The 13,397-nt window shown below is 70.8% G+C and carries 10 protein-coding genes; 2 read left to right on the forward strand and 8 right to left on the reverse strand.

Going from position 1 to position 13,397, the window contains the following annotated elements; genetic code table 11:
- Window positions 1–75: 75 nt before the first annotated feature.
- From GXW76_RS02605 to GXW76_RS02620, 4 genes are all read right to left on the reverse strand, one after another.
- Entirely contained in the window at window positions 76–2,055 is a 1,980-nt protein-coding gene (locus GXW76_RS02605; RefSeq protein ID WP_211860427.1) for a glycosyltransferase, read from the reverse strand.
- Window positions 2,055–3,266: an HlyD family secretion protein gene (locus GXW76_RS02610; protein WP_211860428.1), complete on the reverse strand. Its 1,212-nt coding sequence runs from the start codon at window positions 3,264–3,266 to the stop codon at window positions 2,055–2,057. Before GXW76_RS02610 ends, GXW76_RS02605 begins: the two co-directional genes overlap by 1 nt.
- Window positions 3,263–4,381, reverse strand: a complete 1,119-nt coding sequence (locus GXW76_RS02615; protein ID WP_211860429.1) for a cache domain-containing protein — start codon at window positions 4,379–4,381, stop codon at window positions 3,263–3,265. Before GXW76_RS02615 ends, GXW76_RS02610 begins: the two co-directional genes overlap by 4 nt.
- A 163-nt stretch (window positions 4,382–4,544) precedes the next feature.
- Window positions 4,545–5,570, reverse strand: coding sequence for a YeiH family protein (locus GXW76_RS02620; RefSeq protein WP_211860430.1), 1,026 nt, complete (start codon window positions 5,568–5,570; stop codon window positions 4,545–4,547).
- Window positions 5,571–5,679: 109 nt separating this feature from the next.
- Here GXW76_RS02620 and GXW76_RS02625 point away from each other — a divergent pair, with 109 nt between their 5' ends.
- Window positions 5,680–6,615, forward strand: coding sequence for a LysR substrate-binding domain-containing protein (locus tag GXW76_RS02625; RefSeq protein WP_246513856.1), 936 nt, complete (start codon window positions 5,680–5,682; stop codon window positions 6,613–6,615).
- Window positions 6,616–6,828: 213 nt separating this feature from the next.
- Here the strand turns inward: GXW76_RS02625 and GXW76_RS02630 are convergent, their stop codons facing one another.
- From GXW76_RS02630 to GXW76_RS02640, 3 genes are read right to left on the reverse strand one after another with little or no spacing between them, the layout of a single operon-like run.
- A complete protein-coding gene (locus GXW76_RS02630) occupies window positions 6,829–7,626 on the reverse strand; it encodes a MetQ/NlpA family ABC transporter substrate-binding protein (RefSeq protein WP_211860432.1) in 798 nt (265 codons plus the stop codon).
- 14 nt (window positions 7,627–7,640) lie between these two features.
- Window positions 7,641–8,303 carry a methionine ABC transporter permease gene (locus tag GXW76_RS02635; protein WP_211860433.1) on the reverse strand — a complete coding sequence of 221 codons (663 nt, stop codon included), beginning with the start codon at window positions 8,301–8,303 and terminating at the stop codon, window positions 7,641–7,643.
- Window positions 8,300–9,421 (reverse strand): methionine ABC transporter ATP-binding protein, encoded by a 1,122-nt coding sequence (locus tag GXW76_RS02640; RefSeq protein ID WP_246513857.1) that lies wholly within the window; start codon window positions 9,419–9,421, stop codon window positions 8,300–8,302. Before GXW76_RS02640 ends, GXW76_RS02635 begins: the two co-directional genes overlap by 4 nt.
- Before the next feature lie 493 nt (window positions 9,422–9,914).
- Between GXW76_RS02640 and GXW76_RS02645 the strand changes: the two genes are divergently transcribed.
- Window positions 9,915–12,221 (forward strand): molybdopterin guanine dinucleotide-containing S/N-oxide reductase, encoded by a 2,307-nt coding sequence (locus GXW76_RS02645; RefSeq protein WP_211860434.1) that lies wholly within the window; start codon window positions 9,915–9,917, stop codon window positions 12,219–12,221.
- A 180-nt stretch (window positions 12,222–12,401) separates the two neighbouring features.
- On the opposite strand, the gene GXW76_RS02650 is transcribed toward GXW76_RS02645, so the two are convergent.
- Window positions 12,402–13,385 (reverse strand): Bug family tripartite tricarboxylate transporter substrate binding protein, encoded by a 984-nt coding sequence (locus GXW76_RS02650; RefSeq protein ID WP_211860435.1) that lies wholly within the window; start codon window positions 13,383–13,385, stop codon window positions 12,402–12,404.
- Window positions 13,386–13,397: the final 12 nt, after the last annotated feature.

Genomic DNA, 13,397 nt, shown 5'->3' on the forward strand with positions numbered 1-13,397 from the left:
TCGGAATGCCGGCACCGGCGCACGCACACGCCCCGCGTCGAGCGAACCCATGCATCCGAGCCTGGATCCGCCGCGTCAGCGTCCCATCCAACCCCGGCTGGCGCGCAGCGCGAGGTCGGTGAAGAGCCCACCGACATTGGTCTCGGTCGTTCCTGCCGCACCCTCGCGGGTGTGGAGGCGGACCAGCAATGCCGTACGCTGGGGCTCGTCGGGCATCAGCGCGAGCGCGGAGCCGCTCGGCTCCACGCGGGTGACCTTGGCCGCGACGCGCCCGACGCCCTCGATCGCGACCTCGCAGGTGTCGCCCGGTGCGAGGAACGGCCCACCGCGCAGCCAGGCATCCTCGGTCGTCAGCCGCATCAGCCAGGCATTGCCGTCGCCGGCCGTGGTGTGCAGCAGGACGCGCTCCGGCATGATCCGCGGAGCGCTGCTCGCCCGCGGCAATTCGACGCAGACGGCCATCGCGACGCCGAGCACGACGAGGTTGTAGATCGTCCAGCCGAGGATCACCCACTTCCCGTCACCGGCGTCGCGGTCGAAGACGACGTCGGTCGCCGGCGAGAAGAACAGCCCGCCGAGGGTCAGCACGAAGACGATGGCAAGCGGGCGCAGGATGGGCCATTGCACGACGACGCGGGTGCGGTCCCCGCCCTTCGCCGTGACCTTGAACTTGTGCCCCCTGGGCTGTGCGATGCCGATGGCGACTGCCTTGCTGATCTCCTTGGCGCCGAGCAACTGGCTGACATCGTTCAGCACCGGCACGATCAACCCGCCCGACACCCAGTTCACCGCGAAGAGCACGGCGACGAAGTAGGGCAGGAAATACGCGATCACCCCGGCGACCGGCGCGTTCACGACGGTGATGCCGAAATACCAATAGGCGAGCGGCGTCACGAGGCAGGCGAGCCGAAAGGGATAGGTGGTTGCCCAGAACAGGAAGCTGTCCACCAGCCCGATGCGGTCGCGCAGCCGCAGGCGGTTGCGCGCGAAGGGGCCCATCGGCCCGCGCACGATCTGCATGAGGCCGAGGCACCAGCGCCCGCGCTGGGTGATGTATTCGCCGAGGCCCTCGGGCGCGAGCCCTTCGGTCAACGGCTCGTTCAGGTAGACGGTGGCGAAGCCTTCCTCCTGCAGGCGCAGGGTGATGAGGTAGTCCTCGGTCACCGAGCCGACCGGGAAGCCGCCGATCGCCTCCAGCGCCCCCCACCGCATGACGGAGGAGGTGCCACAGCAGAAGGCGAGGCCCCAGGCGTCGCGCGCGGGCTGGACGTGGTCGAAGAAGAAGCGCTGCTCGTCCGGGTAGGTGCGGCCGAGGCCGAGGTTCTGCTGGATCGGATCCTGGTTGAAGAAATGCTGCGGCGTCTGCACCAGGCCCACCTTCGGGTCGTGGAACAGCGCGAGCGCACGATCGAGGAAGTCCTTGTGCGGCACGAAGTCGGCATCGAGCACCGCGACGAATTCCGGCGGCCGGTCGAGCGCGCGCAGCGTCGCGAAGGCGGCGTTGATGTTGCCCGCCTTGGCATGCGCGTTGTCGGTGCGTGCCAGGTAGTTCGCGCCAAGCCGTTCGCAGAGCGCGCGCAGCCAGTCCCGCTGCCCGTCATCGAGGACCCAGACGCGCGTTCGCGGATGGCGCAGCGCCAGCGCCCCGGCGATGGTGCGCTCGAGGATCGGCTCCTCCTCGTTGTAGGTGGCGATCAGCACGTCCACCACGGGCGCCGGGCCCGGGCGCCACCAGCCGGCATTGTCGTCGGCTTCCTGCGCGCGGTTACGGGTGCGCGTCAGGATCATGAAGGCGATGGTCGAGGAAAGCAGCGTCGTCGCTTCGAGCAGCGCGAAGCCCCAGCCGACCAGCGCGTCGAAGGTCCAGTCGAGATCGGGCACGGTCTCGGTGAAGCGCCAGGCCATGTAGCGCCACGCAAGCAGCGAGGCGATCACGCACAGCGTGGCGCGCACCACGGGGTCGTCCCGCCGGCACAGCGGCAGGATCACGAGCGCGAGGCCGAGGACGACCAGCGTCGGGGCCAACGCCGCCGAGTAGTCCCCGAGCAGAAGCATCAGAAGAAGCCGAACTGTGACATCAGCCGCCGCAGCGCATCGAGCGGACGGCCGGCAAAGACCGCCCGTCCGGTGCGGCCAACGGCGCAGGCGAGCTCCGGATCCGCGGCGAGGGCCGGAACGCTGACGGCGACGTCGAAGCGCTTGAGGTGCTCGACGCTCGGCCCGACCGCGAGGCTGCGATAGATCGTCTCCGCCCCCGAACCGGCCAGGCGCGCGACGACGCCTTCGAACACCCGCCCGTCGTCGAGCAGCCGGAACTGCACGGCGTCCCCGACCTTGAGCCGGTTGTAGACGGATTCCCGTACGCTCGCGGTCACCATCGTGGTCGTGCAATCCACCAGGCGCAGCACGTCCTGCGCGCGGAGGACGTATTCGCCGTTGCCGGTCATGATCTCCCACAGCACGCCGGGGGCGGGGGACAGGAACCGCGCCTCGCGGAACCGGGCGAGCCGCACGCGCTCCTCGGCCACGGCGGCTTCGAGCTGGGTGATGCGGCGATTGCGCTCGCGCACCTCGGCCGACAGTTCGCCGATGCGCTGGTCGAGTTCCCGCACCCGCTGCTGGGAGGACGGCGCATCATTGTAGGAATCGCCGAGGAAGACGCCACGGCGCGCGGCCTCCGCCTCGATGGTCAGGTAGAGGAGGCGGTTGCGCGCGGCCTCCACCTCCTGCCCGCCGACCTCGAAGCCGGCACGCGCGCGATTGAAGTCGGCGGCGGTCTGGATGCCCTGGCGGCTGAGGTCGGTCGCGCGGCGCATGGTGGCATCCGCCTCCCGCAGCCGGGCCTGCGCGGCCTCCAGCGCGGCCGTCGCCTCGGCGAGCCGCGCTTCGACCTGGCGGGTGCGGCCGATGGCGTAGTCCTCCGCCTGCTGGGCGTAGGCGGCGCGGCTGGCGACCAGTGCGTTGATCAGGTCCTCCATGCGTCGCAGGTCGGTCTCGGCATGCGCCAGTGTCTGGCGGAGGTCGGTCAGGCGCAGCTCGTCCGGGCGCGGATCGGTGATGGTGCCGAGCGGCTCATCCGCGACGACCCGCGTGCCGAGGGTGCGGACCTGCAGGCTGATGACGCCGTCGACCGGGGCGCGGACCGTGACGACCTGCGCATTGACGACCGCATCGGCCGAGACGCCCGCCATCTGCTCGCCGACGATCACGTAGAGCCCGGCGCCGACCAGGAGCAGGCCGGCGCCGACCTTGACCCAGCGGTTCATGCCCCGCCTCCCGCGGACGCGGCGCCCTGCGGCGAGGGCCGGTCGAGCCGCGCCAGGGCGGCTGAGAGCAGGGCGGCCTCCCGGGTCGAACGGGTATCGGGAACCGGGCTGTCGAGCCTGCCTTCGGCGAGCGAGGTGGCCGCCTCGGCGAGACGCGCGAACGGCTTCGCGACCGCGCGCGTCAGGACCAGGCCGACCAGCAGGACCAGGACGCTGCTGGCCAGCAGGGGGATGCCGATCGCGCCCGCCAGCGAACGCACCTCCCCGTAGGTGGCCTCGGGCGGCTGACGGACGATGACGGTCCAGCCGAAGCCCGGCATGCCATCCGCCGTGCCGGCCGGGACCGTGGCGGCGAGGTAGCGCCGCCCGTCCGGCCATTGTTCCTGGGTGACGACGCTGACGCCCTGGCCGCCGGCGAGGGTGGTCCGCTGTGTCAGCCGGGTGCCTTCGAGACCCTCCGGCCCGACGATGACGGTTCCGTCCCGCGCGACGAGGAGGGCATCAAACCCCGGCGGCAATGGGGCGCGGCGGATCCGGTCACGCATCCAGGCCCAGTCCACATGGCTGCCGATCACGCCGACCAGCGTGCCGTCCGCCCGGCGCAGCGGCATGGCGAAGTCGATCAGCCGGATCGGCTCGCCGCCGGGCGGCGGGGCGAGGTGGCGCTGCAGCAGGAGCGCCTCATGCAGGTCGCCGACGAAGTCGCCCTGCAGGCCGGCGCGGAACCATGGCCGCGCCGAGACGTCCTGGCCTTCGAGGACCCTGTTCGTCGCAACCAGGACGCGCCCGTCGGGCGCGGCAATGCCCATCCAGGCGAGGCGCCCGTTCAGATCCTTGGCCGCATCGAGGCGCAGCAGCAGGCTGCCGACGAGACCATCGGTCGCCGCCCAGCCGGCCACGGTGCGGAGCTCGGCCCATTGTTCGCTGATGCCGAACCCAAGCCGGATGCTGATCTGGCGTGCCGCGGCGGTGAGGTTCTCGGCCGCGCGATCGCCCACGGTGCTCCTGGAGGCCGTCAGGAAGCCCGGCACGCTCGCGACCAGCGGAAGCAGTGCCGCGCCGAGCACCAGAACGGCAAGGGTGGCGGAAAGAGTCCGCTCCGGAATTCGACGCATCGCTACTCACATCAAGGCTTACTCGCCCGAAAGTAGTGACGCCGCGGTAATGCGCAATACAGGTTGTGGTGAAAGTGAGATATGCGCGCCAGGGTTCCCGCATGCGCCATTCGTGAAATGATTCGGGCTCAGGGCAGGCGTGAGCGAATGGATGCGGCGCGACTCAGCCGATCCCGAGCAGGCGGATCAGTCCGAGGCTGATGCCGACGAGCAGGACCAGCGACACCCCCGCCGCGGCGGTGACGCGCCCACCCACGGCCCGCAGGACCCGCAGGTCGACGCCGAGGCCGAGCGCGGCCATCGACACGACCGTCAGGATCTTGGCGAGCAGTGTCAGCGGCCCGACCATCGCCTGTGGGACCAGGCCGAATGAACGGAGCGCTGCAAGCCCCAGGAAGCCCAGGATGAACCAGGGCACGAAGCGCATCAGGGCAAGGCGCGGCGCGGTTTCCGCCGACCGCGGCCTCTCGCTCATCAGGCTGAGCGCGACGACCACCGGGCCCAGCATGAGGACGCGCACCAGCTTCACGATCGTGCCCATCTGCACGCTGACCATGGCGACGGGCGCCGTCGCCGCCAGGACCTGCGGCACGGCATAGACGGTCAATCCCGCAAGCACCCCGTACTGCGTCGCCGAGAGCCCGAGGATCGGCACCAGCATGGGCAGCGACAGCACCACGATCACGCCGAGCACGGCGGTGAAGGCGATGGAGGAGGCGATGTCGCGCCCATTCGCCCCGATCACCGGCGCCACCGCCGCGATGGCGGAGTTGCCGCAGATCGAGTTGCCGCACGCGACCAGCAGGGCCAGCCGGTGCGACAGGCCGAGCCCTCGCCCGATGCCGTAGCTCGCCCCGATGGCCAGCAGCACGACGAGGGCGATGCCGGCGAGAAGCCCCGGCCCGACCGAGAGGAGAACCTGGATGCTGACGGTCGCGCCGAGCAGCATCACCGCGATTTCAAGCAGCGTCTTGGCGCTGAAGGCGATGCCCGGCAGCCAGCGTCCGCCGATCGTCCCGCAGGTCCGCAGCGCGATGCCCGCGAGGATGGCGATGACCAGGGCATCGACATAGGGGTGGCCGAAGATGGCCTCTTCCGCGGCCTGCAACGCGAAGCCGAACAGTGCGATGACGAGACAGAGCGCCACGCCCGGTCCGATCCGGGAGGCGGCACCCGCGATGACATTCATGTGGGGTTGTTCCCTGCAACGCCGATCCTGTCCGGCGGAGGGCTTGCAGAGACATCAGGCTCCCGGATAACTCCAATACATTCTTCTCACGGGTGCATGCCCTTCAGTTATGCCCATCAACCTGCACCTTCTCCGGCTGTTCGATGCCGTGGCGGGCCGCGCCAGCTTCTCCCGCGCCGCCGAGGCCTTGCACATCAGCCAGCCCGCCGTCTCGAAAGGCGTGCGGGAACTGGAGGCCCAGCTTGGCAGCCCCCTGCTGGAGCGAGGGCCGGGCGGCATCCGCCTGACGGAGGCCGGGCGCGTGCTGGCCGGCCATGCCCGAACCATATTCGCCGCGGAGGGCTCGGCCGAGGAGGAGCTGGCGGCTCTCCGCGGTCTCACCCGCGGCGTGCTGCGTATCGGGGCGAGCACGACCGTCGCGACCTACGTCCTTCCGCCTTTGCTCGGGGCCTTTCACCGCTCCCATCCCCAGGTGGAACTCCGGCTGACGAGTGCGAACACCAGGGCCATTGCGGACCTCCTGCTGCGCCGAGAGCTCGACCTGGCGATTGTCGAAGGACCTGTGGGCGATCCGAGCCTTCAGGTGACGCGGTGGCGCGAGGACGCGATGGTTCTGATAGCGGCCCCGGCGCATCGGCTGGCGCTGCGCAAGGGGCCGGTCCCGATCACGGTCCTGGCGGAAGAGATCCTCATCGTCCGCGAACCCGGGTCGGGATCCGGCGAGATCGTCGATACCGCACTCGCAGCGAAGGGCATCGTGCCGCGTCAGCAGCTCGAGGTCGGCAGTACGGAAGCGATCAAGCAGGTGGTCATGGCGGGTGTCGGGGTCGCGCTGATCTCGGCGGATGCGGCGGCGGACCAGATCGCTCTCGGCAAGCTGCGTGTGGTGCGGCTCCGGGACTTCGTCCTTCGGCGGGACTTCAACCGGCTGAGCGTCGCGGGCCGTCAACTCAGCCCTGCCGCGATGGCATTCCAGGGTCTTCTCGCGGCACGCCCGCGCGCGAAGGCGCGGGCCGCAGGTCTCCGGAGCGACCCGAAAGGCTAGAGCGATCTCCGTTCGCCTCGGCGCACGGACACCGCTCCAGGCCCTTGTTTCTGCAAGCATCTTCGCCCGATCAGGCGATTCCACCTGATCGGGTTCTGCTCCGGTCGAGACGCCGCGCAGTGGGCGCGCAACGGGGTGCCTGCGCCGCGCCCGCGCCGGGCAGCAGCGCAGGAAGGGGCAGGATCGAGCGTCGCGGCAGCATCGCCGCCTTGCTCAGAAGCCCGGCACCACGGCGCCCTGGAAGGTCACCTGGACGAAGTCCTTCACCTCCTGGTTCTGGTAAGCGGCGACGAGGCGGCGCACCCAGTCGGCGTTGCGGTCCTGCTCCCGCACGACGATCAGGTTGGCATAGGGACTGTCGGCGGCTTCCAGCGCGATGGAATCGCGCACCGGGTTCAGTCCGGCCGGGATGGCGAAGTTGGTGTTGATGGCCGCGGCCTCGACTTCGTCCAGCGCGCGGGGGATCTGCGCGGCTTCCAGTTCCACGATGCGCAGGCGACGCGGGTTCTCCGCGATGTCGGCGACGGTGGCGCGGAAATCGGCGCCGTCGCGCAGGCGGAAGGCGCCGGCCTGCGCGAGCAGAACCAGCGCGCGCCCGCCATTGGTCGGGTCGTTCGGGATGGCGATGCGCCCGCCCGCCGGCACATCCGCAACGCGGCGATGGCGCCGCGAATAGACCCCCATCGGGAAGACCAGCGTCTTCGCCACGCTGACGATCGGCAGCCGGCGGTCGCGCACCTGCTGGTCGAGGAAAGGCTGGTGCTGGTAGCTGTTGGCGTCGAGGTCGCCGGCCGCCAGGGCCGCATTCGGCTGGATGTAGTCCTGGAACTCGATGACGCGGAGCACGAGGCCGTCGCGCGCGGCGACCTCGCGCACCTTCTCCATCACCTGGGCATGCGGGCCGGCGGTGACGCCGATGCGGAGCGGCCGCTGCGCGGAACCGATCTCCTGTGCCTGGGCGGCGACCGGCAGGACGATGGCCGCGAGGGCCAGGGAACGACGGGACAACATGATCGACAACTCCCTCAGCGATGGGACGTGCGGCGGACCAGCCAGTCCCCGAAGGACTGCAGGCCCTGCACGAGAAGAATGAGAACGAGGACGACGGTCGCCATCACCTCCGGCATGAAGCGCTGGTAGCCGAAGCGGATGCCGAGGTCGCCGAGCCCGCCGCCGCCGACCGCGCCCGCCATGGCGGAGAAGCCGACCAGCGAGACGAGCGCGACCGTGGTGGCCGCGATCAGGCCGGGCAGCGCCTCCGGCACCAGCACCTTGAGCAGGATCTGCAGCCGCGTGGCGCCCATGGCGCGCGCGGCCTCGATCACGCCCTTGTCCACCTCGCGCAGCGCATTCTCGAACAGCCGCGCGAGGAAGGCGGTGGCGGCCAGCGCGAGCGGCACGATCGCCGCCCCGGTGCCGATGGAGGTGCCGGCGACGAGCCGCGTGAAGGGCACGATCGCCACCATCAGGATGATGAAGGGCGTCGAGCGCGTCGCGTTCACCAGCAGCCCGAGCGGGCGGTTCACCCAGGGCGCGGGCCGCAGCCCGTCCGATCCCGTGGCGTAGAGCAGCAGCGCGATCGGCAGGCCGAGGGCGACCGAGATGGCAGCGCCGGCGCCGACCATCACCGCGGTCTGCCACAACGCCTCCAGCAGCAAGTCCTGCATGGTGGGGGTGAGCCAGCTCATTCCGAGACCTCCGCGACGTCCAGGCCAAGGCCGCGCATCCAGGCGAAGGCCGCCGCGACGCGCGCTTCCGGCCCATAGGCGGCGAGCGCCATGACGCCGAAGGGCTCGCCGGCGATCTCGTCCACCCGGCCGGAGACGATGTTGATGTCGATGCCGAAGTCGCGGCTCGCCTCGCTGACCACGGCGCGGGTGCTGTGCGGGCCGGTGAAGACGACCTGCACGACCTGGCGCACCTGGCCCTCGGCCGGCCGCGGCAGGCGCGCAAGCGTGCCCTGCGGCACGGCGTGGCCGATCACCTCGGCGACGAAGCGGCGCGTGGTGGGATGGGCTGGCCTGGTGAAGACGTCGAAGACCCGGCCTTGCTCGATAACGCGTCCGGCTTCCATCACCGCGACGCGATCGCAGACGGCCTTCACGACGCCCATCTCGTGCGTGATGAGCAGCACGGTCAGGTCGAGCCGTTCGCGCAGTTCCCGCAGCAGGGCGAGGATCTCCTGCGTCGTCTCGGGGTCGAGCGCGCTGGTCGCCTCGTCGCAGAGCAGGATGCGCGGCCGCGAGGCCAGCGCGCGGGCAATGCCGACGCGCTGCTTCTGCCCGCCGGACAACTGGGCCGGATAGGAATCGCGCTTCGCCTCCAGCCCCACCAGAGGGAGGATCTCGGCGACGCGCGCGGCGCGTTCGGCCCGCGGCACGCCCGCGATCTCGAGCGGGAAGGCGATGTTCTCCGCGACGGTGCGGCGCGTATGCAGGTTGAAGTGCTGGAACACCATGCCGATGCCGCGCCGCGCGGAACGCAGCGCCGGCTCGTCCATCGCGAGGAGGTCGGCGCCGAGCACCTCGACCTGGCCGGCATCGGGGCGTTCGAGCAGGTTCACGCTGCGGATCAGGGTGGACTTGCCGGCGCCGGAGCGGCCGACGATGCCGAACACCTCGCCCTGCTTCACCTCGAGCGAGACGTCGTCGAGCGCCACTGTCCCGCCCGCGGCGAAACGCTTCCTGAGTCCGATGAGCCGGATCGCGGTCGCGCGATCCGCCGGGGCGGTTTCGTCATGCATGATGCGGGTGATATGCGCGCGCGGATGCGAAGCGTGTAGCCGTTCGGCTTGCAGGTCAGCCATCAGCGCGGACGGCCCCGGCAAGCGCGTGGGTTGCATATTCATAATGATGTTTCGTCAAATAATGGAGAGCCGCATCGGCCCGCTGTGCCGAGGGTCCGGCGTGGCGGGGCGGGAGCGACGGGGTCGCGAAGCGTCAGTCGCGCCAACAGCGGGCGCACATCGCCGCCGGCATTCGGGCACGTGAATATCCGGGAATGGGCCATGGCGCCCCGCCGATCTCCGGCCGCGACTTCATGCGTACTCTCTCTTCTTTCGAGGGCATGTCTTCGCCCGCGGCAGAGATGGCGGCCTGCGCGCCACCCGTCAATAAAGCACCAGAAGAAAATGTAATATTGCCGGATCACACCATCGCGGAGGCCATTTTCCTCCGGCCATGTCCGGGCCGGCACGGTTCGTCCTCCGGCGATTGCCCGCCGACCAGCCTCGCGGCCATCCGATGACAGGTGGCCGGTCTGGCGCCACCATGTGCGGCCTCCCCCGGTGAACGAGACGCATGGACCAGACACCGACCGACACGCCCCCGCGACCCCATTCCTCTCATTGGGGCGTGTTCAGCGCCGGCTGGCAGGGCGGTGAACTCGTCGTCACCCCACATCCGGGCGACCCCGATCCTTCCGCCATCCTCGGCAACTTTCCGGGCGCGCTGCGCCATCGGGCGCGGATCGCGCGGCCGGTGGTCCGTCGCGGTTGGCTCGAGAACGGTCCCGGCCCGAGCGACCGTCGCGGGCGGGACGAGTTCGTGCCCGTCTCCTGGGAGAAGGCGCTCGATCTCGTCGCCGCGGAACTGGCGCGCGTGCGTGGGAAGTTCGGCGCAGAGGGGATCTTCGGCGGCTCCTACGGTTGGTCCAGCGCCGGGCGATTCCATCACGCGCAGAGCCAGGTGCACCGCTTCCTGAACAAGGCTGTCGGCGGCTACGTGCGCTCGGTGAACAGCTACAGCGCCGGCGCCTCGAACGTGGTCATTCCCCACATCCTCGGCCCCTTCGAGGCGATCGCGCGCCACTGCATCACCTGGGAACAGATCGCGGCGCAGACCGAGGTGGTGCTCGCCTTCGGCGGCATGGCGATCAGGAACAGCGCCGTCGCCGGCGGCGGCGTCAGCCGCCATGTCGAGCGCGGCGCCATGGCCGCGGCCCACGCCCGCGGCGCCCGCTTCGTCCTGTTCAGCCCCCTGCGCGACGACCTCCCCGAGGAAGCCGGCGCGGAATGGGTGCCGCTGGTCCCCGGCACGGACACTGCGCTGATGCTCGGCCTGGCGCACACACTGGCGACGGAAGGGCTGCACGACCGTGCCTTCCTCGACCGCTACTGCGTCGGCTACCCGGAATTCGAGGCCTATCTGCTCGGCCGCAGCGACGGCGTGCCGAAGTCGGCGTCCTGGGCCAGCGCGATCTGCGGCGTGCCGGCGGAGCGCATCGCCACCCTGGCGCGGGAGGTCGCGGGCAGGCGCTGCCTGGTCAGCATGGCGCATGCCCTGCAGCGCGCCGAGCACGGCGAGCAGCCGGTATGGATGGGCGCGGTGCTGACCGCGATGCTGGGCCAGTACGGCCTGCCCGGGGGCGGCTTCGGCTATGCACTCGGCACGCTGGGGCATTACGGGCGGCGGCGTGTCGCGGTGCCCATCGGCGGCCTGCCGCAGGGCGAGAACGGCGTCAGCGCCTTCATCCCCGTCGCGCGCATCTCCGACATGCTGCTGAACCCCGGCGCGCCATTCGACTACAACGGCCAGCGCCTGACCTACCCGGATATCCGCCTGGTCTACTGGGCCGGCGGCAATCCCTTCCACCACCACCAGGACATCAACCGCCTGCGCGAGGCCTTCGCCCGCATTGACACGCTGGTGGTGCACGAGACGGCCTGGACCGCCACCGCGCGCCACGCCGACATCGTCCTGCCCTGCACCATGACGCTGGAGCGGGAGGACATCGCCGGCTCCACCTCCGACCCGCTGCTGGTCGCCATGCACCGCATCGCCGAACCCCATGGCGAGGCGCGGGACGACTACGCGATCTTCGCCGGCATCGCCGACCGGCTTGGTCGCAAGGCCGAATTCACCGAGGGGCGCGATGCGCAGGCCTGGCTGCGCCACCTCTATGCGCGCACGGCGGAAGGGCTTGCTGCGCGCGGCATCAACACGCCCGATTTCGACACCTTCTGGGAGGCCGGCGAACTCGAACTGCCGGTGGAGGAGGATACCGGCGGCATCCTCGGCGCCTTCCGCTGCGATCCCGTCGCGAACCCGCTGCCGACGCCGAGCGGGCGGATCGAGATCGCTTCCGCCACCATCGCCGGCTTCGGATATGCCGACTGCCCCGGCCATCCCGCCTGGCTCACGCAGGGCGACGTGCCGGATGCGGCGCATCCGCTCTGGATCGTGGCGAACCAGCCGGCGACGCGGCTGCACAGCCAATTGGACTTCGGCACCCACAGCGCCGCGCAGAAGCGCCGCGACCGCGAGGTGATGCGCATCCACCCGGCCGATGCCGCGGCGCGCGACATCGCCGAGGGCGACATCGTGCGGCTGTTCAACGGGCGCGGCGCCTGCCTCGCGGCGGCGGCGATCAGCAAGGCCTTGCGGCCGGGCGTGGTGCAGCTCTCGACCGGCGCCTGGTACGACCCGGAGGATCCACAGGCGGACCGGCCGCTCTGCGTGCACGGCAACCCGAACGTGCTGACGCGGGATGTCGGCACCTCGCGCCTGGCCCAGGGCACCACGGGCCAGCTCACGGCGGTGCAGGTGGAACGCTTCGACGGGGAACTGCCGCCGGTCCGCGCCTGGGATCCGCCGGCAGGCGCCTGACACCAGCGGTCCATATCATTGACCGCTGGTATCCGTTTTCGCGCCCTCAAACGCCGGGCGCCGCGCATCCGCTCGGCTTCGCCGGGCTCCCGGCGGGCCGCATTCGCGGCCTCGGCCTGGGTCGCAGGTCAGGAACCGGGGCCATTGGCATGGCACCCGGTCAGGCGCCGCCGGCCGGTCTCAGCCTGCGGTGATGTTCGCGGTGCGGGCGATCTGGCGCCAGTTCTCCGTCTCGCGTGCCACGCGGTCGGCGAGCTGCTGGCCGGTGCTGGGCGCGACCAGCGCGCCGGCGGTGAAGGCGCGGTCGCGGATGGCCTGGTCGGCCAGCACCTCGCGCAGCTTCTCCGATAGCATCGCCACGATCGGCGCCGGCACGCCGCGCGGCGCGAAGGCGGCGAACCAGACGTTCAGGTTGAGGTCCGGCATCCCCTGCTCGGCCGCCGAGGGAACGTCCGGCAGGCCCGGATGCCGCTCGTTCGAGCTCACGCAGAGCGCGCGCAGCTTGCCGTCGCGCACCAGCGGCGTCAGCGGCGGCGGGGAATTCATGTAGAACTGGATGCGCCCGGCGATCAGGTCGCGGATGGTCTCGCCCGTGCCGCGATACGGCACGTGCAGCAGGTCCATGCCCGCGCGGTGCTTGAGGTATTCCGTCCCCATGTGGTGCATCGAGCCGTTGCCTGCCGAGGCGTAGTTCATCTCTCCCGGCCGCTGCTTGGCCAGCGCGATGAACTCCTGCAGCGTGTTCGCCGGCACGGTGGGGTGCGTGACGAAGAGCTGCGGCGTGTCGGTGATCTGCCCGATTGCCTGGAAGTCGCGCGTCGGCACGATGTCGCCGATGCCGCCGATCGCCGGGCGCGCGGTCATCGTCGCGCAGTAGCCGCAGAGCAGCGTGGTGCCGTCCGCCGGCGCGCGCAGCACGGATTGCAGGCCGACCACATCGTTCCCGCCCGGCCGGTTCTCCACCACCATGGTGGCGCCGAGCGCGCGGCCTAAGGAATCCGCCACCAGGCGGGCGCTGAAATCCGTGCCGCCGCCGGCCGGCGACGGCACGACGAGGGTGATGGTCTTGCCGGCAAGGCTGCCCTGCGCGCGGAGCAGTCCGGGCGCGGCAAGCGTCGCCAGCCCGGCGCCGAGCAGGGCGCGGCGCGGTGCGGTGATCGTCATTCTGGGTTCCTC

This window comes from Neoroseomonas soli, from assembly GCF_018129065.1.
GTDB classification, from domain to species: domain Bacteria; phylum Pseudomonadota; class Alphaproteobacteria; order Acetobacterales; family Acetobacteraceae; genus Neoroseomonas; species Neoroseomonas soli.